This window comes from Salmonella enterica subsp. arizonae (genome assembly GCF_008692845.1).
GTDB lineage: Bacteria > Pseudomonadota > Gammaproteobacteria > Enterobacterales > Enterobacteriaceae > Salmonella > Salmonella arizonae.
This window is the reverse complement of the sequence record NZ_VXJW01000003.1, coordinates 185002-206351: the sequence shown is the minus strand read 5'-3', so window position 1 is coordinate 206351 and position 21350 is coordinate 185002. Positions and strand designations below refer to the sequence as shown.

22 protein-coding genes and 1 pseudogene are annotated in these 21350 nt (G+C 53.7%); 14 read left to right on the top strand and 9 right to left on the bottom strand.

The genetic code is table 11. The features are described 5' to 3' along the window. The first annotated feature begins 4 nt into the window (after positions 1-4). The gene (gene eutR, locus F4V61_RS08215; protein ID WP_058819474.1) at positions 5-1057 is read left to right on the top strand and encodes an HTH-type transcriptional regulator EutR; all 1053 of its coding nucleotides are present in this window, start codon (positions 5-7) and stop codon (positions 1055-1057) included. 113 nt (positions 1058-1170) lie between these two features. Here eutR and hemF read toward each other — a convergent pair whose 3' ends face one another. Both hemF and amiA read right to left on the bottom strand, forming a co-directional pair. Next, on the bottom strand, positions 1171-2070 hold the full coding sequence (hemF, locus tag F4V61_RS08210; protein ID WP_000801393.1) for an oxygen-dependent coproporphyrinogen oxidase: 900 nt from the start codon (positions 2068-2070) through the stop codon (positions 1171-1173). Positions 2071-2072: 2 nt separating this feature from the next. Continuing rightward, positions 2073-2942, bottom strand: a complete 870-nt coding sequence (gene amiA, locus F4V61_RS08205; RefSeq protein ID WP_038394995.1) for an N-acetylmuramoyl-L-alanine amidase AmiA — start codon at positions 2940-2942, stop codon at positions 2073-2075. 212 nt (positions 2943-3154) lie between these two features. Between amiA and F4V61_RS08200 the strand changes: the two genes are divergently transcribed. The 4 genes from F4V61_RS08200 (at position 3155) to F4V61_RS08185 (ending at position 5646) form a co-directional block, all read left to right on the top strand. After that, positions 3155-3580 carry a GNAT family acetyltransferase gene (locus tag F4V61_RS08200; RefSeq protein WP_000406008.1) on the top strand — a complete coding sequence of 142 codons (426 nt, stop codon included), beginning with the start codon at positions 3155-3157 and terminating at the stop codon, positions 3578-3580. Then, positions 3567-4016: a DUF2919 domain-containing protein gene (locus tag F4V61_RS08195; protein ID WP_000842930.1), complete on the top strand. Its 450-nt coding sequence runs from the start codon at positions 3567-3569 to the stop codon at positions 4014-4016. The genes F4V61_RS08200 and F4V61_RS08195 overlap by 14 nt, the downstream gene beginning before the upstream one ends. Positions 4017-4076: 60 nt before the next feature. Further along, positions 4077-4652, top strand: coding sequence for an RpoE-regulated lipoprotein (locus F4V61_RS08190; protein WP_038394997.1), 576 nt, complete (start codon positions 4077-4079; stop codon positions 4650-4652). A gap of 94 nt (positions 4653-4746) precedes the next feature. Continuing rightward, entirely contained in the window at positions 4747-5646 is a 900-nt protein-coding gene (locus F4V61_RS08185; protein ID WP_038394999.1) for a Dyp-type peroxidase, read from the top strand. 56 nt (positions 5647-5702) lie between these two features. Here the strand turns inward: F4V61_RS08185 and pbp4b are convergent, their stop codons facing one another. The 5 genes from pbp4b to F4V61_RS08160 are packed head-to-tail and all read right to left on the bottom strand — an operon-like array spanning position 5703 to position 11053. Then, positions 5703-7001 carry a penicillin binding protein PBP4B gene (pbp4b, locus tag F4V61_RS08180; protein WP_001022325.1) on the bottom strand — a complete coding sequence of 433 codons (1299 nt, stop codon included), beginning with the start codon at positions 6999-7001 and terminating at the stop codon, positions 5703-5705. Positions 7002-7005: 4 nt separating this feature from the next. After that, the gene (gene murP, locus F4V61_RS08175) at positions 7006-8436 is read right to left on the bottom strand and encodes a PTS N-acetylmuramic acid transporter subunit IIBC (RefSeq protein ID WP_001040436.1); all 1431 of its coding nucleotides are present in this window, start codon (positions 8434-8436) and stop codon (positions 7006-7008) included. Positions 8437-8441: 5 nt separating this feature from the next. Continuing rightward, positions 8442-9338 (bottom strand): N-acetylmuramic acid 6-phosphate etherase, encoded by an 897-nt coding sequence (murQ, locus tag F4V61_RS08170; protein ID WP_058819477.1) that lies wholly within the window; start codon positions 9336-9338, stop codon positions 8442-8444. A 13-nt stretch (positions 9339-9351) separates the two neighbouring features. Next, positions 9352-9942 (bottom strand): DUF2057 family protein, encoded by a 591-nt coding sequence (locus F4V61_RS08165; RefSeq protein WP_079827485.1) that lies wholly within the window; start codon positions 9940-9942, stop codon positions 9352-9354. A gap of 25 nt (positions 9943-9967) precedes the next feature. Next, complete coding sequence (locus F4V61_RS08160) at positions 9968-11053, bottom strand: porin (protein WP_079827486.1); 1086 nt, start codon at positions 11051-11053, stop codon at positions 9968-9970. A 202-nt stretch (positions 11054-11255) separates the two neighbouring features. On the opposite strand from F4V61_RS08160, the gene murR reads away from it, so the two are divergent. From murR to cysM, 7 genes are all read left to right on the top strand, one after another. Further along, positions 11256-12119, top strand: coding sequence for an HTH-type transcriptional regulator MurR (gene murR, locus F4V61_RS08155; RefSeq protein WP_000966078.1), 864 nt, complete (start codon positions 11256-11258; stop codon positions 12117-12119). 117 nt (positions 12120-12236) lie between these two features. Next, positions 12237-13028: an SDR family oxidoreductase UcpA gene (ucpA, locus tag F4V61_RS08150; protein ID WP_038395008.1), complete on the top strand. Its 792-nt coding sequence runs from the start codon at positions 12237-12239 to the stop codon at positions 13026-13028. 156 nt (positions 13029-13184) lie between these two features. Beyond that, positions 13185-14201, top strand: coding sequence for a sulfate ABC transporter substrate-binding protein (locus F4V61_RS08145; RefSeq protein ID WP_000290194.1), 1017 nt, complete (start codon positions 13185-13187; stop codon positions 14199-14201). After that, positions 14201-15034 carry a sulfate/thiosulfate ABC transporter permease CysT gene (cysT, locus tag F4V61_RS08140; RefSeq protein ID WP_000880643.1) on the top strand — a complete coding sequence of 278 codons (834 nt, stop codon included), beginning with the start codon at positions 14201-14203 and terminating at the stop codon, positions 15032-15034. Before F4V61_RS08145 ends, cysT begins: the two co-directional genes overlap by 1 nt. Beyond that, positions 15034-15909 carry a sulfate/thiosulfate ABC transporter permease CysW gene (cysW, locus tag F4V61_RS08135; protein ID WP_079827487.1) on the top strand — a complete coding sequence of 292 codons (876 nt, stop codon included), beginning with the start codon at positions 15034-15036 and terminating at the stop codon, positions 15907-15909. Before cysT ends, cysW begins: the two co-directional genes overlap by 1 nt. Next, on the top strand, positions 15899-16993 hold the full coding sequence (cysA, locus tag F4V61_RS08130) for a sulfate/thiosulfate ABC transporter ATP-binding protein CysA (RefSeq protein WP_058819480.1): 1095 nt from the start codon (positions 15899-15901) through the stop codon (positions 16991-16993). The genes cysW and cysA overlap by 11 nt, the downstream gene beginning before the upstream one ends. A gap of 67 nt (positions 16994-17060) precedes the next feature. Beyond that, positions 17061-17972, top strand: a complete 912-nt coding sequence (gene cysM / locus F4V61_RS08125; RefSeq protein WP_001093893.1) for a cysteine synthase CysM — start codon at positions 17061-17063, stop codon at positions 17970-17972. An 83-nt stretch (positions 17973-18055) separates the two neighbouring features. On the opposite strand, the pseudogene F4V61_RS08120 reads toward cysM, so the two are convergent. Beyond that, positions 18056-18771: pseudogene (locus tag F4V61_RS08120) on the bottom strand (type 1 glutamine amidotransferase). A 14-nt stretch (positions 18772-18785) separates the two neighbouring features. Beyond that, positions 18786-20078, bottom strand: coding sequence for a transcriptional regulator PtsJ (ptsJ, locus tag F4V61_RS08115; protein ID WP_038395015.1), 1293 nt, complete (start codon positions 20076-20078; stop codon positions 18786-18788). An 82-nt stretch (positions 20079-20160) separates the two neighbouring features. Between ptsJ and pdxK the strand changes: the two genes are divergently transcribed. After that, the gene (gene pdxK / locus F4V61_RS08110) at positions 20161-21027 is read left to right on the top strand and encodes a pyridoxine/pyridoxal/pyridoxamine kinase (protein WP_079827489.1); all 867 of its coding nucleotides are present in this window, start codon (positions 20161-20163) and stop codon (positions 21025-21027) included. Continuing rightward, positions 21024-21263 (top strand): hypothetical protein, encoded by a 240-nt coding sequence (locus F4V61_RS08105; RefSeq protein ID WP_000844548.1) that lies wholly within the window; start codon positions 21024-21026, stop codon positions 21261-21263. The genes pdxK and F4V61_RS08105 overlap by 4 nt, the downstream gene beginning before the upstream one ends. The last annotated feature ends 87 nt before the right edge of the window (positions 21264-21350 follow it).

Sequence of the window (21350 nt, the reverse complement as noted above, 5' to 3'; positions counted from 1 at the left end):
GATCATGAAAAAGACCCGTACAGCGAATTTACACCATCTTTATCATGAAGCGTTACCCGAAGACGTTAAACTTACGCCCAGAGTCGAGGTGGACAATGTTCATCAGCGGCGGACGACGGATGTCTATGAACATGCCCTGACCATTACCGCCTGGCAGCAGATCTACGATCAGCTACACCCGGGCAAATTTCATGGCGAGTTCACGGAAATCCTGCTTGATGAGATTCAGGTGTTCCGTGAATACACCGGCCTGGCGCTGCGTCAGTCGTGTCTGGTTTGGCCAAACTCTTTCTGGTTTGGTATTCCGGCGACACGCGGCGAGCAGGGGTTTATTGGCGCTCAGGGGCTTGGCAGCGCTGAGATTGCCACCCGACCGGGAGGCACCGAATTTGAACTGAGTACGCCGGACGATTACACCATTCTGGGTGTCGTTATCTCAGAAGATGTCATTTCCCGGCAGGCCACGTTTTTGCATAACCCGGAAAGGGTGCTGCATATGTTGCGTAACCAGTTAGCGCTGGAGGTAAAAGAGCAGCATAAAGCGGCGCTGTGGGGCTTTGTGCAGCAGGCGCTGGCCACCTTCAGCGAGAGCCCTGAAACCCTGCATCAACCCGCGGTGCGTAAGGTGTTAAGTGATAATTTGTTGCTGGCGATGGGCACGATGCTGGAAGAGGCGAAGCCGATTCATAGCGCCGAAAGTATCAGCCATCAAGGATATCGCAGGTTACTGTCTCGGGCTCGGGAGTATGTGCTGGAAAATATGTCGGAGCCGTTGACGGTGCTTGATTTATGTAATCAACTGCATGTGAGCCGTCGCACGATGCAAAATGCGTTTCACGCGATTTTGGGCATCGGCCCCAATGCGTGGCTGAAACGTATTCGTTTAAATGCGGTACGCCGGGAACTGATAAGCCCCTGGTCGCAAAGCACGACGGTGAAAGACGCCGCCATGCAGTGGGGATTCTGGCATCTGGGACAATTCGCCACCGATTATCAGCAACTGTTTGCCGAGAAACCGTCATTGACGCTGCATCAACGGATGCGTCAGTGGGCATGATATATGGCTTGTGTAGGTAGGCCTGATAATGAGCAAGCCGCCATCAGTCAATGAGACGATGCCCATGCCGGATGGCGATATCCGTCTTACGAAACGGAGCAGTTATCAGGTAATTACACCCAGTCGCGTACCTGAATAAACTCGCTCAATGCTGCCTCCGGGCTGCCTTCCTTGGGCTGGTAATCGTATTCCCAGCGCACTAACGGCGGCATCGACATCAGGATGGATTCGGTGCGTCCCCCGGTCTGTAAGCCAAACAGCGTGCCGCGATCCCATACCAGATTAAATTCGACATAGCGACCGCGACGATAGAGCTGGAAACTGCGCTCGCGCTCACCCCAAGCCATAGTTTTACGCCGCTCGACAATGGGTAGATACGCCTCGGTATAGCCTTTACCTACCGCCTGCATAAACGCAAAGCAACTGGCGAAATCCGGCGTATTCAGGTCGTCAAAGAATAATCCGCCAATGCCGCGCTGCTCGTTGCGGTGCTTAATGAAGAAGTAGTCGTCGCACCACTTTTTATAGCGTGGATAAACGTCTTCGCCGAACGGCTGGCAGAGATCCCGCGCCGTGCGGTGCCAGTGAACGGCATCCTCTTCAAAACCGTAGTAGGGCGTTAAATCGAACCCGCCGCCAAACCACCACACCGGATCGGCGCCCGGTTTTTCGGCAATAAAAAAGCGCACGTTAGCGTGGCTGGTGGGAATATACGGATTGCGCGGATGTACTACCAGCGACACGCCCATCGCTTCAAAGCTCCGCCCGACAAGTTCCGGGCGATGCGCGGTGGCGGACGCGGGCATCGCATCGCCGTTAACGTGAGAGAAATTAACGCCCGCCTGTTCGAAAATCCCGCCGTTGCGTAATACCCGACTACGTCCGCCGCCGCCCGCTTCGCGTCGCCAGCTATCTTCGATAAAGTTTGCGCCATCCACAGCGGATAACGTTTGGCAAATATCATCCTGCAGGCGTAGCAGAAACTGTTTTACGTGTTGTGCATCGGGCTTCATGATTACCGTTTCTTCGTATGTGCTTTCTGGTTATCAAACCAGTGAAAATAACTGATGATGCCGTTGGCAATCGCCGTAGCGATTTTCTGGCGAAACGCCGTCGTACCCAGCAGACGTTCTTCTTCCGGATTGGTAATGAACGAGGTTTCCACCAGGACCGACGGAATTGACGGTGATTTTAGCACCACGAAAGCCGCCTGTTCGGTAGTACGGCTGTGTAGTTTGTGTATTGGCTTGATTTTCTTGAGAATGTGCGAACCCAGCGTCAGGCTGTTTTTAATAGTATCGGTCTGCACAAGATCAAACAGGACTTGTTGTAGCAGATGATCCCGGTCAGTGGCTTTTTTACCCGCCACTTCGTCCGCGCGGTTTTCGCGCTCGGAGAGATATTTCGCCATCGCGCTACTGGCCCCACGGTTGGAAAGCGCAAAAACGGAAGCGCCCGCCGCTTTCGGATTCGTAAAACCATCGGCGTGAATAGACATAAATAGATCCGCGCCGTGCTTATGGGCGATTTCCACCCGATCGTACAGCGGAATAAAGGTATCCCCTGTCCGGGTTAAACGCGCATCTATTCCGTGATTTCGCAGAATAGCGCGTACATTTTTGGCGATTGCCAGCACGACGTGTTTTTCCTGAGAACCATTGCGGCCAATTGCGCCGGTATCGATGCCGCCGTGTCCGGGATCAAGCATCACCAGCCGTTTATTGCCGGTTTTTTTAGTTTTGGGTTTGCTGTGACCATTGCTCGTTTTCAGCGTATCTTCTTTGGCTAATGCGTGCGACATACCTGACAGCGTCAGGGCCGCCAGACCTGTTTTGAGTACCTGGCGGCGCGATGTGAGAGTTTTTAGGAGTTTAAAGTTGCTCATACGGCCTGAGTTGTGAAAATTAAGTTCAAGACGTTATATCGTATCGCGTAATCCGTTACGATGGCTGATGATGAGAATTGTTTTACTTTTAATTTCAATACGTGACACATCGCCATTATGCCATTTTTTCTGCTGCATCGCGTCAGATATTGGCTGAATCAGATGTTTGCGCCATAATCTTGGTTTTTCCACCCGAAAAGGCAACGAATACCATGGAAATACGTGTTTTTCGCCAGGAAGATTTCGAAGAGGTGATCACCCTCTGGGAGCGTTGCGATCTGCTGCGTCCATGGAACGATCCTGAAATGGATATTGAACGCAAGGTGAATCACGATGTCAGCTTGTTTCTCGTTGCGGAAGTTAGCGGCGAAGTTGTCGGTACGGTAATGGGCGGTTACGACGGGCATCGCGGCTCGGCGTATTACCTGGGTGTTCACCCAGAGTTCCGCGGGCGCGGTATTGCGAATGCGCTGCTTAACCGACTGGAAAAAAAACTCATCGCCCGTGGTTGTCCGAAAATCCAAATTATGGTGCGTGATGATAATGACGTTGTGTTGGGCATGTATGAACGTCTGGGATATGAGCATTCTGACGCTCTGAGTCTGGGTAAACGTCTGATTGAAGATGAAGAGTACTGAGTTTCATCCAGCCGATTATGACGTACACGGACGTTTACGTCTGCCGTTTCTCTTCTGGTGCGTGCTGCTACTTCAGGCGCGCGCATGGATACTCTTTGTCATTGCCGGTTCATCCCGTGAACAAGGTAATACTTTGTTAAACTTTTTTTACCCCGACCATGATAATTTTTGGCTGGGACTGTTGCCTGGCGTTCCGGCGGTAGTGGCGTTTTTACTCAGCGGGCGGCGTGAAGCATTTCCTGGGATGTGGCGTATGCTACGAGGATGGCTCATTCTGGCGCAACTGGTATTGCTTTGCTGGCAACCTGCGTTATGGCTGTCTGGGGAATCGGTTAATGGCGCTGGGATGGCGCTTTTTGTAGTGGATATCGTCGCGCTTATCTGGCTGGTCACTCACCGTCGTTGCCGCGCCTGTTTTGTCTCCGGAAAAGAATAACGGCACTTTTTGGTTAACCCGCACTCCAACCAACGTTGATTAATAAAGAAAGGAAGTGAGATGAAATCGCTGCGTTTGACTTTACTCGCGCTGCCGCTGGCGTTGACCGGTTGTTCGACGCTCTCATCGGTCAACTGGTCTGCCGCAAATCCGTGGAACTGGTTTGGTTCCTCGACAAAAGTCACTGAGCAAGGCGTGGGAGAGCTGACAGCCGCCACGCCGCTGGAAAAGCAGGCTATTGCAGAGGCATTAGATGGCGATTATCGCCTGCGTAGCGGCATGAAAACCGATAACGGCAACGTGGTGCGCTTTTTTGAAGCGATGAAGGGCGACAACGTCGCGATGGTGATTAACGGCGAGCAGGGGACCGTGAGCCGTATCGATGTGCTGGACAGCGATATCCCCTCCGCTGCGGGTGTCAAAATCGGTACACCGTTTAGCGACCTTTACAGCAAAGCCTTTGGTCACTGCGAATCAGCTTCCAGCGATAGTCATACCAACGTCGAATGCAAAGCTGAGGGAAGTCAGCATATTAGTTATGTTTTCTCTGGCGAGTGGAGCGGGCCGGAAGGCTTAATGCCTTCAGATGACGCCTTAAAAAACTGGGTCGTGCGCAAAATCATCTGGCGTCGTTAATTTGCGTCTGAACAAACCGCTTCGCTTAAAAACAAGGTAAAATAGCCTCCATTAATGCCACGACTGCGTGGCATTCTCATTTTCAGGAGGAATCATGTCTCAGGTTCAAAGCGGCATTTTGCCGGAACATTGCCGTGCGGCAATTTGGATTGAAGCTAATGTGAAAGGCGACGTGGATGCCCTGCGCGCAGCCAGCAGAACGTTTGCCGATAAACTGGCGACCTTCGAAGTGAAATTTCCGGATGCCAATCTGGGCGCTGTTGTGGCGTTTGGCAACAATACCTGGCGCGCCCTGAGCGGTGGCGTCGGGGCGGAAGAACTGAAAGACTTTATCCCTTATGGTAAAGGGCTGGCGCCAGCCACGCAGTATGATGTGCTGATCCACATTCTTTCCCTGCGCCACGATGTGAATTTTTCTGTTGCCCAGGCGGCGATGGAAGCCTTTGGCGATTGCATCGATGTGAAAGAAGAAGTTCACGGCTTCCGTTGGGTGGAAGAACGCGACCTGAGCGGCTTTGTCGACGGGACAGAGAATCCGGCGGGCGAAGAGACGCGCCGTGAAGTGGCGGTAATCAAAGATGGTGTGGATGCCGGCGGCAGTTATGTGTTCGTGCAGCGTTGGGAACACAATCTCAAGCAGCTTAACCGGATGAGTATTCACGATCAGGAGATGATGATCGGTCGTACCAAAGAGGCTAATGAAGAAATCGATGGTGATTCGCGCCCGGCAACGTCCCACCTGAGCCGCGTGGATCTGAAAGAAGAGGGCAAAGGGCTGAAGATTGTGCGCCAGAGCCTGCCATACGGCACTGCCAGCGGTACGCACGGTCTCTATTTTTGCGCTTACTGCGCGCGCCTGCATAATATCGAACAGCAGCTTCTGAGTATGTTCGGCGATACCGATGGTAAACGCGACGCGATGCTGCGCTTCACCAAACCGGTGACCGGCGGCTACTATTTTGCGCCGTCGCTGGATCGTCTGCTGGCGCTGTGATGGTCATGAAGAGGGAACTGAAGGCACTGTCAGTGATGCGCCTTCAGCGAAACTGGCTATTTTAACGCCGCATATATCTGATCGACTACCCAACCGTAAGTGGCCACAGGCATCAGGCCACTTTTAAACATATTGGGATTTTTTTGCGGATCGGCGACAGGCGAGTGGGGCTTGTTGCTTAGCATCACAATCGCCATATGGTTTACCGGGTCGATCACCGTTAGCGTACCAGTCCATCCGGTATGACCGTAAGCCTCGGCGCTTGCCAGCGTCCCAAATGTGCTGGTCATCGACGCATTGCCGTTTACCCGCCAGCCAAGGCCAAACGTAGCATCCTCAGGCGAACGTCGGGTGAACATCTTCACCGTTTCAGGGCTGAATAGCGTTACGTTACCGTAGCTGCCACCATTGAGCATCGTTTGCATTAATACTGCAATATCGGCGGTATTTGAAAACAGTCCCGCATGCCCTGACACGCCGCCCATAGAGTAGAATGCTTTCTCATCGTGCACCTGACCCCATACCGTGGTGGTACGGATATTCGGGAAATGAATTATCCCGTCACGAGTGTTACCGTTCAGCTCCGTCGCGGCGATCTGCTGCGGCTGAAACCCTTTCTTAAGCGGGTTGAAGACCGTGTGCGTTAACCCGAGGGGGCGATAAATGGCTTCTTCGACGTAGCGATCTAGCGGTTGTCCGGTGACGGCCTCAACGATAAAGCCAAGCAGCATATAATCCACATCGCTATAGATATGTTGAGTGCCGGGCCGGTACTCTAGCGGCGTACGCTTGATCATCTCAAGCGTGGTCGATTTATCCTGGGAATAGAGCTCACCGGCAACCGTTTTATTGGGGTATTGCGGGTCGGCGGGAAATCCCCCGGAGTGATGCAGCAGATCTGCAACCCTCAGCATGCTTTTCCCTTTGATCGCCTCCCCCGGACGATCGACAAAGCCGGGAATGTATTTTGAGATAAGATCGTCCGGCTTTAATTTGCCTTCTGACATCAGTTTTTGTAGCGCGAAGTTGGTGGCGTACATTTTGCTGTTGGACGCCAGATCGTACAGGGTCTCGGTAGTCGCTTTGATTGGCTGACGCATCAGAGTGTTACCATCATATTTCTTCGCGTCGCCCCAGGCCTTACGGTAGACAATATGATTGTCTTTAATAATCAGCAGATTCACGCTGGGATAACCCGCGTCGACCTGCTGGGCAATCCAGCTCTCCAGCCTGTTAAGCCGCTCAATATTCAGTCCTACCTTTTCCGGCGTGCTTTCAGTCAACACGGGGTAGGATGTCGCGCTGGCGGCACAACTAAACGCCAGCAGTGATGCAAAAAGTAGTTTTATGTTCATGATCTTAGTCCAGATTCACATTGCGGCAGCCAAACAGAACGGTAAAAATAAAACCGCCAAGATAAGAGATCGCCATTCCGGCGGCATAAACCGCCATGGCGGGCAAAATACCCTGCGCGGAGGTCATCAACGGCAGCGCAACCAAACCGGATGGGCCAAAGGCGCTGTTTAACCCCATCGGTAAACCTGACCAGGCCACCAGGCCGATGAAAAGCCCACCGGCAGCGCCGCCGAGACAGGCGGTGATAAACGGCTTCATGCGCGGCAGCGTAACGCCATAAATTAGCGGTTCTCCCACACCCAGAAGCCCGGGAATAATCGCCCCGCGCACCTGACTGCGTAACGCGCTGTGTCTTTCTGCCCGCCAGTAGAGCGCCAGCGCTGCGCCAACCTGTCCTGCGCCCGCCATTGAAAGAATGGGGAACAGACTATTGAATCCCTGACTGCTCATTAACGCCAGATAGACGGGGATAAAGCCTTGATGAACGCCAAATACCACCGAGACCAGAAACAGCCCGGCCAGCACGGCGCATCCGAGCGGGTTACTGTTGAGGTGAATAAAGAGCCATGACATCCCCTCAAACAGCCAGCCGCCGAGCGGCATGATGATCAGATAGGCCAGTGCGGCGGTGACCAGCAGGGTTAACATCGATGTTAATAGCATATCCAGATCGTCTGGCATAAAACGGCGGATGATGCATTCAATACGCGCGCTGGCCCAGGCAGCGATCAGGACGCCGATAATGTTGCCGCGCGGATCGATAGGTAAACCAAAGAAATCCTGAATCCCGGAGAAATAGCCGGTAGTTGCCGCGGGGTTGTACCCCAGCAGGAACAACGAGGCGATGATGGCGCCGTTGACCCCTGTACCGCCGAACGCTTGTGCGGCGTTATAGCCAATCAGAATCACCAGGAAGGTGAAGAGCCCTTTACTGAACACTTTCATAAGATTAAGAGCGTCTGCCAGCATCCCCTGCGCATCGGCGGGAAGATGCATGACCGTGCCGATAAGCGTGGCGATCCCCAGCAGCAGGCCGGCAGCAATAAAGCCCGGAATCAACGGGGTAAAAATAGTGGCGAATTTTGACAGAAATTGCTGAACCCCCGAGGTTTGTTTCGCTTTTAGCTGGCTTTTCGTTTTGGCGGCAATATCTGCCGCCTGCATCAACGTCTCGCCGCTATTGGCCAACAGCGCATTCATTGCGTCTGCCGCCCGCTGGGCTTTTCCTGGGCCAAAAATGACCTGTACCTGGTTATCGGAAAGCACAACGCCTTTGACGCCTTCAAGAGTTCTGATTGCCGGATCGACCTGAGTGCTATCGTGTACCGACAGGCGTAAACGGGTCATACAGTTCCCGCAGGTGGCAATATTTGCCGGGCCGCCAACCCGGGCGAGAATTGCCTTCAGAAGATCGTTGCTGATTTCTTTTGCCATTCACTTTATTCCTTTTCCAATACCTGGCGAATGAAGCCGCCATGTTGCTCAAGACGCAAACTCGCTTCCGCTGCGTTGAGGTTTTTCAGTAGCATGACAATAGCGGTTTTGCAGTGGCGACCACAGGCGCTGAGTGCGGCCTCCGCCTCCTGGCGCGTGCAGCCCGTCGCATTTTTCACAATCGTGATCTGACGGAGATGGAGCTTTTCGTTGGTAGCGACCACATCAACCATCAGATTGCCGAATACCTTGCCGGATTTAATCATCAAGCCGGTAGACAGCATGTTGAGAATTAACTTTTGCGCGGTGCCTGCTTTCATACGCGATGAGCCGCTAACCACTTCGGGACCTACCACCGGCGTGATGGCAATCTCCGCAGCGTTAGCGACCGCGCTCCCCGGATTGCAGGAAATGCCTACCGTCCTGCAGCCGAGGGAACGCGCATATTCCAGGCCGGCAATGACATACGGCGTACGCCCGCTGGCGGCAATGCCAATCACCACATCGTTTTCATTTAAGGCGATGTGTTGCAGATCGTTCTCCCCACCTTCGCCGTCGTCTTCCGCGCCTTCAATAGCGTGCTGGATGGCCTGCTCGCCGCCGGCGATTAACCCGATAACCAACCCCGGGGAGACGCCATAGGTAGGAGGGCATTCGCTGGCATCGAGGATCCCCAAACGTCCGGAGGTTCCTGCGCCGATATAAATCATCCGCCCTCCTGCGCTGACCTGCGCATAAATGACGTCAATTGCCGTAGCGATTGCCGGCAGCACCTTTTCGACTGCCAGTGGAACGGTTTTATCTTCGTTATTTATGATGCGGCACATGTCGAGGGTAGAAACCCGATCGATCTCCAGAGACGCGCGGTTGACGCTTTCGGTCATTAAGTTTTCAAGTTGCATGGTATTTCTCGCTTTACAGGTTTAGCGCCCATTTCAGGAATGCTTTTTTCTGGGTGTCGTCAGCTTTCAGATACAGTTGCTGTAGTTTAGACAGTTCATCGTGCGCAAGAGGCGCGGTCGCAGGGGCGGTGGAACGAGCTGGAGACGGGATCATGACGCTATCTTCGTTGACGATGGCGCTCAGGTCAGTGAAGACGGTGATACTGTCCCTGTCGAGCATCTGTATATCAAACGGGACTGGTTTTCCGCCTGCGGTGAGGGTAAAGGCCGGCTTTTGCGCCATCTGACTCGCTTCTTTTTCGTCCAGCGGTTTACCCGCGGAGAGTTGAATATCGACATTGCCTGACGCGTTAAACGAGAGGATATAGGGATTCGAGGTCACCCGCCCGCGATTATTGTTTACCGACTCCGGGTTTACTGGGCTGTCGAATTTCACCACCATTTTCTGGACGCCATCTGGCAGAACCACATCTTTACTAAAGATGCTGACTTTTGCCGAACGGGCCGCCAGAACGTTGACGTTATCGCCAATAAAAAGATGCGGTGCGGCGAGGGCCTGGCTGCAAAACAGCAGCGCGGCGGCGGGGATAAAAGAGTTATTCATAGTTAAGCTCTCCCAAAAAGGGGAATTAGAATTCGTAACGTAAGCCAAGGTGGAAATAGTCATCCGCCGGGTTGCTGCCGCCGAAGGAGACGTCGCTGCCATTGGTGCGTTTTGTCCCTTTTTCGCCATTGCGCCATGAGTAAGAGGCGAATACGGAGCTGCGAACGGTAAGTTTGTACTGCGCTTCAAAGGTGGTATCGCGAAGTTTTAAGCTGTCGCCGTCTTCGTTTTTAAGATGACGATAGCCGGTGCGGAGTGCCCAGTCCGGGCTGACGTTCCAGACCAGGGTCGCTTCGTAATCTGTGTCGGTACTGTCAGGCGAGCCGTCGAGATAGGACACTTTATCCTGAGCAACGAGCAGGCCGAGCATCACATCACCTAAATAGTAGCGGGTGCCGATACCATAGAAAGTGTACTTATCCGCGTTGTCATCCGACTGCGCAGAAGTTTTGTCGTGGCTCGCTTTCTCTGTCTGACCGGCAATGACCGGCTGGAGGCGGCCAAAATCGCCCATATCCAGCGTATAGCGCAGGGCGGCGTTATAGCCGTAATCCAGATCGGAGGTGTTATTACCCAGAATATAGGCGGTTGAAAAATCAAGGTTTCCGAAGGTGTTCTGATATTGAATTGTTCCGTCCTGACGGAAAACCTGCACGGCGGTAGGATCAACAAAGTTAGCCTGTCTGGCCATGGCAACGTCGGAGCTGGCGAACACATCTCCGATATCGGTGAACATGATAAGGCCGGATGAGACGCGTCCGCCGGTCAGCTTACCGTATTCTGAAAAATCGATCCCTGCCCAGACGTAGCGGGCGGTGAAATCATCGGGATCTTCCGCGCTGATGTTGTTGGCATATTCAGCGGCATTGACCTGATATTGGGTAAAACCAATGACCGCCAGCTTGTCATTGATAGCCTGGCGGGCAGAAAAACCGATACGGGCATCAAAGTCTCCTGAGGTATCGCCTGTTTTTTTATCAGAGATATTGAAGCCCAGACGCCCGTAAAGATCGATATTCGATCCATCGTTCGCCTGATAGATCACCGCCGCATGGCTGGCGCTGGTGGCGAGGAGGGTAAGGGTTGCCAAAGACTTCAGGGTAAGTTTCATTATGATTATCCTTTTTCAGTGTGTATGTCGTCATTGCCATAAACAACAAAAGGAATCATATATTCCTTGGTGTAATTTTCAACGGAATAAATGAATCGTAATACAAATAATGTGAGGGCTATCAAATTCTAACCAGGCTTGTGTTATCCTGCGGAACGTGCGTTGGAATTAATGATTCCATGATTACGGGAGTGGAAGAGAGATGCTATATCTGGCGAAAATGCGTAATGCAGAGGGCGAGTTTACGGAAAACGAGCAGAAAATTGCCACTTTCCTGCTGGCGCATGTTGGTGAATTGAAAACGGTTTCCTCCCGCAATATGGCGAAGCAGTTGGAGATCAGCCAGTCGAGTATTGTGAAATTTGCCCAAAAATTGGGGGCGAATGGGTTCACTGAACTTCGAATGGCGCTCATTGAAGAACACAGCGTCAGTCGTGAAAAGAAGCGGGACAAGGCCGTGCATTTGCACAGCTCCATTACCAGTGAAGACAGCCTGGAGATGATGGCCCGTAAGCTGAACAGGGAAAAAATTGTCGCTCTTGAAGAGACCTATAATCTGATGGATTACGAGCGACTGGAGCAGGTGATTAACCTTATCAGTAAGGCTCCGCTCATTCAGATTACCGGAGTCGGAGGATCGGCCCTGGTGGGGCGCGATTTATCCTTTAAGCTGATGAAAATAGGTTTTCGCGTTGCCTGCGAGGTCGACACCCATGTGCAGGCAACGATTGCCCAAGCGTTACGGCAAGGAGATGTGCAAATCGCCATTTCTTATAGCGGATCAAAAAAAGAGATTGTGCTTTGCGCTGAGGCGGCCCGTAAGCAGGGCGCGACGGTGATTGCGATTACCTCATTGGCTGATTCTCCGCTGCGACGGCTGGCGGATTACACGCTGGATACCGTTTCCGGCGAGACGGAATGGCGCAGCTCGTCTATGTCTACCCGAACGGCGCAAAACTCGGTCACCGACCTGCTTTTCGTCGGCATGGTGCAATTGAACGACGTAGAGTCGCTTCGCATGATCGAACGCAGCAGCGAACTGATTACGCTTTTGGATCGAAGCTAGCGGTTTTTGCTCAGGGTTTCCCTAAATAGTGAGCTATTCCTCAGCACTTATTTGATATTACTGTATTTTCAGTGTTAATGGAGTGTAAGACTCCATATTCAAAAGGAGACATTGAAAATGGGTAAACTCACGGGCAAGACAGCATTGGTTACGGGCGCATCACAGGGCATCGGCGAAGGGATCGTCCGCGTATTCGCACGCCACGGCGCGAACTTAATCTTGCTGGATATCTCCGATGAGATTGAAAAGCTGGCGGATGAACTGGGCGGGCGCGGACACCGCTGTACTGCCGTTAAGGCTGACGTCAGGGATTTTGCTTCGGTGCAGGCGGCGGTTGCGCGCGCTAAAGAGATTGAAGGTAGAATTGATATTTTGGTGAATAACGCTGGCGTATGCCGTCTGGGCAACTTCCTTGATATGAGTGAAGAAGATCGCGATTTTCACATTGATATTAATATTAAAGGCGTCTGGAACGTGACCAAAGCCGTCCTGCCTGAGATGATCAAACGTAAAGATGGCCGTATTGTGATGATGTCTTCCGTCACGGGAGATATGGTGGCGGACCCTGGCGAAACGGCCTATGCGTTGTCGAAAGCCGCCATTGTCGGTTTAACCAAATCGCTGGCGGTGGAGTATGCGCAGTCCGGTATTCGCGTGAATGCTATCTGCCCCGGTTATGTAAGAACGCCGATGGCGGAAAGCATTGCCCGTCAGTCTAACCCTGAAGATCCGGAGTCGGTATTAACTGAAATGGCAAAAGCCATTCCGCTACGCCGTCTTGCCGATCCGCTGGAAGTAGGAGAGCTGGCGGCGTTCCTGGCTTCCGATGAGTCCAGCTATCTTACCGGAACGCAAAACGTCATTGATGGCGGCAGCACCCTGCCTGAAAGCGTGAGCGTAGGCGTCTGATTGATGTCGGTTTCCTCCTCACTCAGCGTGGGGAGGGATTCTCTTATTCCCTTTTCGACTTTGAAATCAATAAACGGTATATAAAACCGTTACGCCTTTTGCACTCGTTATAAATATGATGACTATAAGAAAGTCATTAAATTTATAAGGGGCGCAATGGCCGTTAACTTCCTGAAAAAAAGCTATCTGATGCTGGCGGCGTCTCTGTTAATGGTCGGTCAGGCACAGGCTTTGGCACTGCTGAACAGCTCTTACGACGTCTCCCGCGAGTTGTTTGCCGCCCTCAATCCGCCTTTTGAGCAGCAGTGGGAGAAAGACAACGGCGGTGACAAGCTGACGATTAAGCAATCTCATGCCGGCTCATCAAAACAGGCGCTGGCGATTTTGCAGGGGCTGAAGGCAGACGTAGTAACCTATAATCAGGTGACTGACGTACAAATTCTCCATGACAAAGGCAAACTGCTCCCGGCTGGCTGGCAACGCCGTCTGCCGAACAATAGTTCGCCGTTCTACTCCACGATGGGGTTTCTGGTGCGCAAAGGAAACCCGAAAAATATCCACGACTGGAATGATCTGGTGCGACCGGATGTAAAGTTGATTTTCCCTAACCCGAAAACCTCCGGTAACGCCCGTTACACGTATCTGGCGGCATGGGGAGCGGCGGATAACGCGGACGGCGGCGACAAAGCTAAAACCGAACAGTTTATGACCCAGTTTCTGAAAAACGTCGAAGTGTTTGATACCGGCGGTCGCGGCGCCACTACCACCTTTGCTGAACGTGGTCTGGGCGATGTGCTGATTAGCTTTGAATCGGAAGTGAACAACATCCGCAAACAATATGAAGCCCAGGGATTTGAAGTTGTGATCCCGAAAACGAACATTCTTGCTGAGTTCCCGGTCGCCTGGGTGGATAAAAACGTCAAGGCCAACGGCACAGAGAAAGCCGCCAAAGCTTACCTGAACTACCTGTACACTCCGCAGGCGCAGACCATCATCACCGATTACTACTACCGCGTGAACAACCCTGAAGTCATGAGTAAGCAGACAGATAAATTCCCGCAGACCGAATTGTTCCGCGTGGAAGAAAAGTTTGGTTCCTGGCCGGAAGTGATGAAAACCCACTTTGCCAGCGGCGGCGAGCTGGACAAACTGCTGGCGGCGGGACGTAAGTAATGCTTGCCATGTCTTCCCGACGCGTGCTGCCCGGCTTTACGTTAAGCCTGGGCACCAGTTTGCTGTTTGTTTGCCTGATTCTGCTGTTGCCGCTGAGCGCGCTGGTGATGCAGCTTTCACAAATGAGCTGGGCGCAATACTGGGATGTCGTGACCAACCCGCAGGTGGTGGCCGCCTATAAAGTGACGCTGCTGGCGGCATTTGTGGCGTCGATTTTTAACGGCGTGTTTGGTCTGCTGATGGCGTGGATTTTAACTCGTTATCGTTTTCCTGGGCGCACGTTGTTGGATGCGCTGATGGATCTGCCGTTTGCCCTGCCGACGGCAGTAGCGGGGTTAACGCTGGCCTCGCTATTCTCGGTGAACGGTTTTTACGGGCAGTTTCTCGCGCAGTTTGATATCAAAGTCACCTATACCTGGCTCGGTATTGCGGTGGCGATGGCCTTTACCAGCATTCCATTTGTGGTGCGTACCGTCCAGCCGGTACTGGAAGAACTGGGGCCGGAATATGAAGAAGCGGCACAAACGCTGGGGGCCACCCGCCTGCAAAGTTTTCGCAAAGTGGTGCTGCCTGAGCTGTCGCCTGCGTTGGTGGCGGGGATCGCCCTGTCGTTTACCCGCAGCCTTGGCGAGTTTGGCGCGGTGATTTTTATCGCCGGGAATATCGCGTGGAAAACAGAAGTGACCTCGCTGATGATTTTTGTACGTTTGCAGGAGTTTGACTATCCCGCCGCCAGCGCCATTGCCTCGGTGATCCTTGCGGCATCCTTGTTGCTACTGTTTTCGATTAACACGTTACAAAGTCGCTTTGGCCGACGCGTGGTAGGTCACTAATGGCGGAAGTTACTCAATTGACGCGATATGACGCCCCCCGTATTAACTGGGGAAAATGGTTTCTGATTATCATCGGGATGTTGGTCTCGGCATTTATTCTGCTGGTGCCGATGATCTACATCTTCGTGCAGGCGTTCAGCAAAGGGCTAATGCCAGTGCTGCAAAATCTGGCCGATCCGGACATGCTGCACGCCATCTGGCTGACGGTGTTGATTGCCCTGATTGCGGTACCGGTCAATCTGGTGTTCGGCATTTTGCTGGCGTGGCTGGTGACGCGCTTTAACTTTCCGGGTCGTCAGCTACTGCTGACTCTGCTGGATATTCCCTTTGCCGTCTCGCCGGTGGTGGCGGGTCTGGTCTATCTGCTGTTTTACGGCTCCAACGGTCCGCTGGGCGGCTGGCTGGATGAACATAATCTGCAAATTATGTTCTCCTGGCCGGGGATGGTACTGGTCACTATTTTCGTCACCTGTCCGTTTGTGGTGCGCGAACTGGTGCCGGTGATGCTCAGTCAGGGCAGCCAGGAGGATGAGGCGGCGATTTTACTGGGCGCCTCCGGCTGGCAAATGTTCCGTCGCGTAACGTTGCCGAATATTCGCTGGGCGCTTTTGTACGGCGTGGTATTAACCAACGCCCGCGCGATTGGCGAGTTTGGCGCGGTGTCGGTGGTTTCCGGCTCGATTCGCGGCGAAACGTTATCGCTACCGTTACAGATTGAATTACTGGAGCAGGACTACAACACCGTCGGTTCCTTTACTGCCGCCGCATTGTTGACGTTAATGGCGATTATTACCCTGTTTTTGAAGAGCATATTGCAATGGCGTCTGGAACATCAGGAAAAACGCGCGCAACAGGAGGAAAATCATGAGCATTGAGATCGCCAGAATTAAGAAATCGTTTGGTCGCACCCTGGTACTGAATGATATCTCGCTGGATATTCCTTCCGGTCAGATGGTTGCCTTGTTAGGGCCGTCTGGTTCCGGCAAAACGACGCTGCTGCGAATTATTGCCGGACTGGAACATCAGAGCAGCGGACATATTCGCTTTCACGGTACAGACGTCAGCCGCCTGCACGCGCGTGAGCGTAAAGTCGGCTTTGTGTTTCAGCATTATGCGCTGTTTCGTCATATGACCGTGTTCGACAATATTGCTTTCGGCCTGACGGTACTGCCGCGACGCGAACGTCCAAATGCGGCGGCGATTAAAACAAAAGTGACGCAATTGCTTGAAATGGTTCAACTGGCGCACCTGGCGGATCGCTTCCCCGCTCAGCTTTCCGGCGGACAGAAACAGCGCGTGGCGCTGGCGCGCGCGCTCGCTGTGGAACCGCAAATTTTGCTGCTGGATGAACCGTTTGGCGCGCTGGATGCCCAGGTACGTAAAGAACTACGTCGCTGGTTGCGCCAACTGCATGAAGAGCTGAAATTTACCAGTGTCTTTGTTACCCACGATCAGGAAGAAGCGACGGAAGTGGCGGATCGGGTGGTGGTGATGAGTCAGGGCAATATCGAGCAGGCTGATGCGCCGGATCGGGTGTGGCGTGAACCGTCTACTCGCTTTGTACTGGAATTTATGGGGGAAGTTAACCGCCTCCAGGGAACGATTCGCGGCGGACAATTCCACGTGGGCGCACACCGCTGGCCGTTGGGGTATACGCCCGCGTACCAGGGGCCGGTCGATCTGTTCCTGCGTCCGTGGGAGGTGGATATCAGCCGCCGCACCAGTCTGGATTCTCCGTTACCGGTACAGGTCATTGAGGCCAGCCCGAAGGGCCACTATACACAGCTAGTGGTGCAGCCGCAGGGGTGGTATCACGATCCGCTGACGGTGGTGATGGCGGGCGATGACGCCCCACAGCGCGGCGAGCGTCTGTTTGTCGGGCTGCAACACGCGCGTTTATATCACGGCGATGAGCGTATTGAGCCTTATGAGGCGCTTGCTCTGGCGCAATCCGCTTGATAGGTTAATTTTCCTGTTTCTCGCCCGGTAAGCGAAGCGTCACCGGGAATTTTGTTGGACAGAAAACGTGAACACATTAGAACAAACAATCGGCAATACGCCGTTGGTAAAATTACAGCGGATGACGCCGGATAATGGCAGTGAAATTTGGGTCAAGCTGGAAGGCAATAATCCGGCAGGATCGGTGAAAGATCGCGCGGCGCTGTCAATGATCGTTGAGGCGGAAAAGCGTGGGGAAATTAAACCGGGCGATGTACTGATTGAAGCGACCAGCGGCAACACCGGGATTGCGCTGGCGATGATCGCCGCGCTGAAAGGTTACCGCATGAAACTGTTGATGCCGGACAACATGAGCCAGGAGCGACGGTCGGCAATGCGGGCGTATGGCGCGGAACTGGTTCTGGTCACCAAAGAGCAGGGAATGGAAGGGGCGCGCGATCTGGCGCTATCCATGGCTGAACGTGGCGAGGGCAAACTGCTCGATCAATTTAATAATCCTGATAATCCTTACGCCCACTACGCGACTACCGGCCCGGAAATCTGGCGGCAAACCGCAGGGCGGATCACCCATTTTGTTTCCAGTATGGGCACGACCGGTACGATTACCGGCGTTTCGCGCTTTCTGCGTGAGCAGGATAAAGCGGTGACTATCGTCGGATTGCAGCCGGAAGAGGGAAGCTGTATTCCGGGTATTCGACGCTGGCCTGCCGACTATATGCCCGGTATTTTCAGTGCGCCGCTGGTGGATGAGGTGCTGGATATTCATCAGCAGGAGGCGGAAAATACCATGCGTGAGCTGGCGGTGCGTGAAGGTATTTTTTGCGGCGTGAGTTCCGGCGGCGCGGTAGCCGGTGCGATTCGAATTGCGAAGGCCAACCCTGGCGCGCTAGTGGTGGCGATTATCTGCGATCGCGGCGACCGTTACCTGTCTACCGGCGTGTTTGGCGAAGAGCACTTCAGCCAGGGGGCAGGAATTTAACGCTATATTATATGGCGTTTTATCAGGCTTACGAAGCACGACTGTAGGCCTGTTAAGCATAGCGCCATCAGTAGTTATATAAGTTATTGCTGATGGTTCTCTACCAACCGATCGAGAAACTGCCACAGCTTTCTATTCATCTCCTGATAATTCTATGTGCGCATCTCGGCGACCGAACGGATAAAACGCTTCTCTTGCGCGTCGGCCAGTTCCTGCTGCGAATGCTGGATTAACCCTTCAACCGCCTCGACGGTAAATTCCATATGACACTGAAAGCCATAGATAAAATTGCCGTACTGCACTATCTGACGCGGGCAACCTTCGCTTTCTGCCAGCACTGTCGCCTGATCGGTGAGTCCCGGCATATCGTTGTGCCAGTGACCGACGGTTAACGGGGAACCAAAGTGGTCGATAAATGGATGCCGCAGGCCGGCTTCAGTGAGCGTAATAGGGTAGTGACCAATCTCTTTTTCCGGGCTTTGACACACCGCGGCGCCCAGCGCCTCGCCAATGAGCTGCGAACCAAGACAGATGCCAATGACCATTCGCCGGGCCGTAATCGCCTGGTTAATTAAATGCTGCTCGGCGCGAGAGTCAAAATACGGGCACTCTTCGCGGGTGGTCCGCGGCGACTGTGTCCGCCAAATACAACCAGCATATCGAACCCATCGGCATTGAGCGGCAGCGCTTCTCCTGCATAGACGCGCGACCATGAAATGGCGTAACCGCGATCTTCAGCCCATTGCAGATAAGCGCCAGTGGATTCAAACGACTCATGGACAACAAAATGAATTCGCACGTTATTTTCCCCTGTTAGCGATTTAGCGCCTGATGGATATCAGCTGCCAGCATATTGATCTCACTATCATTTAATGTCGACAGCGTAATACGTAGACCGTGGGACGACGCGCTCACGCCAAAGGCTTCTCCCTCGCGTACCAGCCAGCCGGATTTTGCTAGCGCAAACGCAGTCGCCTGGCTATGAGTTTCCAGCGGGAGCCAGGCATTCAGGCCATCGCCGGGAGAAATGGCGATGCCATGCTGTTGTAGGGCGCAGGCCAGTTTCTGTTGCTGGGCGGCGTAAAACAGCCGCGTTTGCGTCAGCCTGTGCTGATACTCAGGGTCGGTCAGACAAGCATAGACCAGATCCTGTAACAGATGGCTGACCCACTGGCTACCGGCATTTAGCCGCAGCCTAAGTTTTGCCGAGGTTGCGCTGTCGCTGGCGATAATAGCGAGACGTAAATCGGGGCCGAGAGTTTTGGAAACGGAGCGTATTACCGCCCAGTGTTGTGTTGCCTGCGCAATCACCGGTTGCCAGGGCGATGAAGAAAGCAGGGCGAAGTGATCGTCGATAATGACCAGTATCTGAGGGTAACGCGCCAGGATATTTTGCAGCGCGGCGGCGCGGAGAGCGCTTAGGCTACAGCCAGTAGGGTTGTGCGCCCGCGGCGTTAAAATAACCGCCCGCGCGCCCTGGCTTAGCGCTTGTTCCAGCTTTTCAGGCTGCATCCCTTCGCTATCTACGCTGACCGGGCTGGCGCTAAAACCGGCATAACGCAGCATATTGATACTGCTTAAAAAGCAGGGATCTTCCACCGCGACGCTGTCGCCCGGCAGCAGATGCGCGCAAAGCAGCCTTTCGATGGCGTCGATAGCCCCGCTGGTGATATCAATTTCGCCTGCGACGGGCATAGCATCCTGTAGCCAACGTACCGCCCACGCGTGCAGTTCGGGTGAAACGGGCGCATCGCCGTATAGATGCGGCGTGCGGCTGAGTCGGGCAAAATAACGGCTGAGGTCGGGCAAGCGCTGCGGGTCGGGATTGCCGCCGGAAAGGTCGCGCAGAGGCGTATGCGGATCGCCGCCTTCCAGCGCTACGGGAGACGGACTGCCTTTAATCACCGTCCCATTGCGGCCTAAACTTTGCGCCAGCCCCGCCGTTATCAGCCGTTTATACGCTGCTGCGACGGTATTGCGGTTCACCTTTAATTCGCTCGCCAGCTCCCGTACCGGTGGAAGCGAATCCTCCGCTCGTAATGTGCCAGCGGTAATGTGTTGACGAATGCTGTTAAAAATTTCGCTGGCGGTTTTTCCGTTGATCATTATTGACCTATGACAAAATGAATTTTAGCATATGACGATAATAGTGAGGCGATAGCCTGCTGTCCAGCGAGAGGAAAATTTTATGGGGCAAGAGAGTGATATTCAGTCAGTGCTCTTTGACGACAACCATCGGGCGTTGCAAACCGACATTGTCGCCGTTCAGTCACAGGTCGTGTACGGCAGCGTCGGCAACAGCATTGCCGTACCGGCGATTAAAGCGCAGGGGCTACGGGTGACGGCAGTCCCGACGGTACTGTTCAGCAATACCCCGCACTATAAAACGTTTTATGGCGGCATTCTTCCTGCCGAATGGTTTGCTGGCTACCTTACGGCGCTGAATGAGCGCGATGCGTTACGCGAATTAAAAGCGATAACCACGGGTTACATGGGCAGCGCAGACCAAATTGTCTTGCTCTCAGAGTGGTTAATGGCTGTCCGGGCTTCGCATCCGGAGGTCTGTATTCTTGTCGATCCGGTTATTGGCGATACCGACAGCGGAATGTATGTGCAAGCGGAAATTCCTCAGGCCTATCGCACACATTTACTGCCGCAGGCGCAGGGGTTAACGCCAAACGTGTTCGAGCTGGAGATACTGAGTGGTAAACCATGCCGCACGCTGGAAGAGGCGGTGGCGGCGGCGCAATCGCTACTTTCCGATACGCTGAAATGGGTAGTCATTACCAGCGCGCCGGGCGAATCTCTGGAGACGATAACGGTTGCCGTTGTTACCGCGCAGGCCGTGGAGGTCTTTGATCATCCACGGGTGGCGACGGAGTTAAAAGGGACGGGCGATCTCTTCTGCGCCGAGCTGGTCTGCGGTATTGTGCAGGGCAAAAATCTGACGAACGCGGCAAGAGATGCCGCGCAGCGCGTGCTGGAGGTCATGACCTGGACACAACGGTGTGGCTGTGATGAGTTAATTCTGCCACCGGCAGGGGAGGCGCGATGAAGAGTTATCGGTTGGTGGTTCGCCAGCAGGGGCGTATGGTTGGGCATTTTGAAACGAGCGGGACAGAGGCGCTGGAAGATATCTGCGTGGCGCGGGCGATGTTTGGCATTGCGGGTGGCTATGATTGTGAACTGTTAGTGGCGGATTCGGAGCGACGGCTGCTGGAGAGCGGGCCGGAGGGAATGAAAATCCTGATGCGTGAGGCATGTTACCGACCGGTCACCTCACCGTTGTAAACCGTGGGGTCGAAAATCGTAGGCCGGGTAAGACGCTTGCGTCGCCATCCGGCAATGGCCTGATGGGCTACGCTTATCAGGCCAACG

Excerpts from the sequence above, each read along its gene's own strand:
- eutR (WP_058819474.1), top strand. The coding sequence starts at position 5 with ATGAAAAAGACCCGTACAGCGAATTTACACCATCTTTATCATGAAGCG.
- hemF (WP_000801393.1), bottom strand. The coding sequence starts at position 2,070 with ATGAAGCCCGATGCACAACACGTAAAACAGTTTCTGCTACGCCTGCAG.
- amiA (WP_038394995.1), bottom strand. The coding sequence starts at position 2,942 with ATGAGCAACTTTAAACTCCTAAAAACTCTCACATCGCGCCGCCAGGTA.
- F4V61_RS08200 (WP_000406008.1), top strand. The coding sequence starts at position 3,155 with ATGGAAATACGTGTTTTTCGCCAGGAAGATTTCGAAGAGGTGATCACC.
- F4V61_RS08195 (WP_000842930.1), top strand. The coding sequence starts at position 3,567 with ATGAAGAGTACTGAGTTTCATCCAGCCGATTATGACGTACACGGACGT.
- F4V61_RS08190 (WP_038394997.1), top strand. The coding sequence starts at position 4,077 with ATGAAATCGCTGCGTTTGACTTTACTCGCGCTGCCGCTGGCGTTGACC.
- F4V61_RS08185 (WP_038394999.1), top strand. The coding sequence starts at position 4,747 with ATGTCTCAGGTTCAAAGCGGCATTTTGCCGGAACATTGCCGTGCGGCA.
- pbp4b (WP_001022325.1), bottom strand. The coding sequence starts at position 7,001 with ATGAACATAAAACTACTTTTTGCATCACTGCTGGCGTTTAGTTGTGCC.
- murP (WP_001040436.1), bottom strand. The coding sequence starts at position 8,436 with ATGGCAAAAGAAATCAGCAACGATCTTCTGAAGGCAATTCTCGCCCGG.
- murQ (WP_058819477.1), bottom strand. The coding sequence starts at position 9,338 with ATGCAACTTGAAAACTTAATGACCGAAAGCGTCAACCGCGCGTCTCTG.
- F4V61_RS08165 (WP_079827485.1), bottom strand. The coding sequence starts at position 9,942 with ATGAATAACTCTTTTATCCCCGCCGCCGCGCTGCTGTTTTGCAGCCAG.
- F4V61_RS08160 (WP_079827486.1), bottom strand. The coding sequence starts at position 11,053 with ATGAAACTTACCCTGAAGTCTTTGGCAACCCTTACCCTCCTCGCCACC.
- murR (WP_000966078.1), top strand. The coding sequence starts at position 11,256 with ATGCTATATCTGGCGAAAATGCGTAATGCAGAGGGCGAGTTTACGGAA.
- ucpA (WP_038395008.1), top strand. The coding sequence starts at position 12,237 with ATGGGTAAACTCACGGGCAAGACAGCATTGGTTACGGGCGCATCACAG.
- F4V61_RS08145 (WP_000290194.1), top strand. The coding sequence starts at position 13,185 with ATGGCCGTTAACTTCCTGAAAAAAAGCTATCTGATGCTGGCGGCGTCT.
- cysT (WP_000880643.1), top strand. The coding sequence starts at position 14,201 with ATGCTTGCCATGTCTTCCCGACGCGTGCTGCCCGGCTTTACGTTAAGC.
- cysW (WP_079827487.1), top strand. The coding sequence starts at position 15,034 with ATGGCGGAAGTTACTCAATTGACGCGATATGACGCCCCCCGTATTAAC.
- cysA (WP_058819480.1), top strand. The coding sequence starts at position 15,899 with ATGAGCATTGAGATCGCCAGAATTAAGAAATCGTTTGGTCGCACCCTG.
- ptsJ (WP_038395015.1), bottom strand. The coding sequence starts at position 20,078 with ATGATCAACGGAAAAACCGCCAGCGAAATTTTTAACAGCATTCGTCAA.
- pdxK (WP_079827489.1), top strand. The coding sequence starts at position 20,161 with ATGGGGCAAGAGAGTGATATTCAGTCAGTGCTCTTTGACGACAACCAT.
- F4V61_RS08105 (WP_000844548.1), top strand. The coding sequence starts at position 21,024 with ATGAAGAGTTATCGGTTGGTGGTTCGCCAGCAGGGGCGTATGGTTGGG.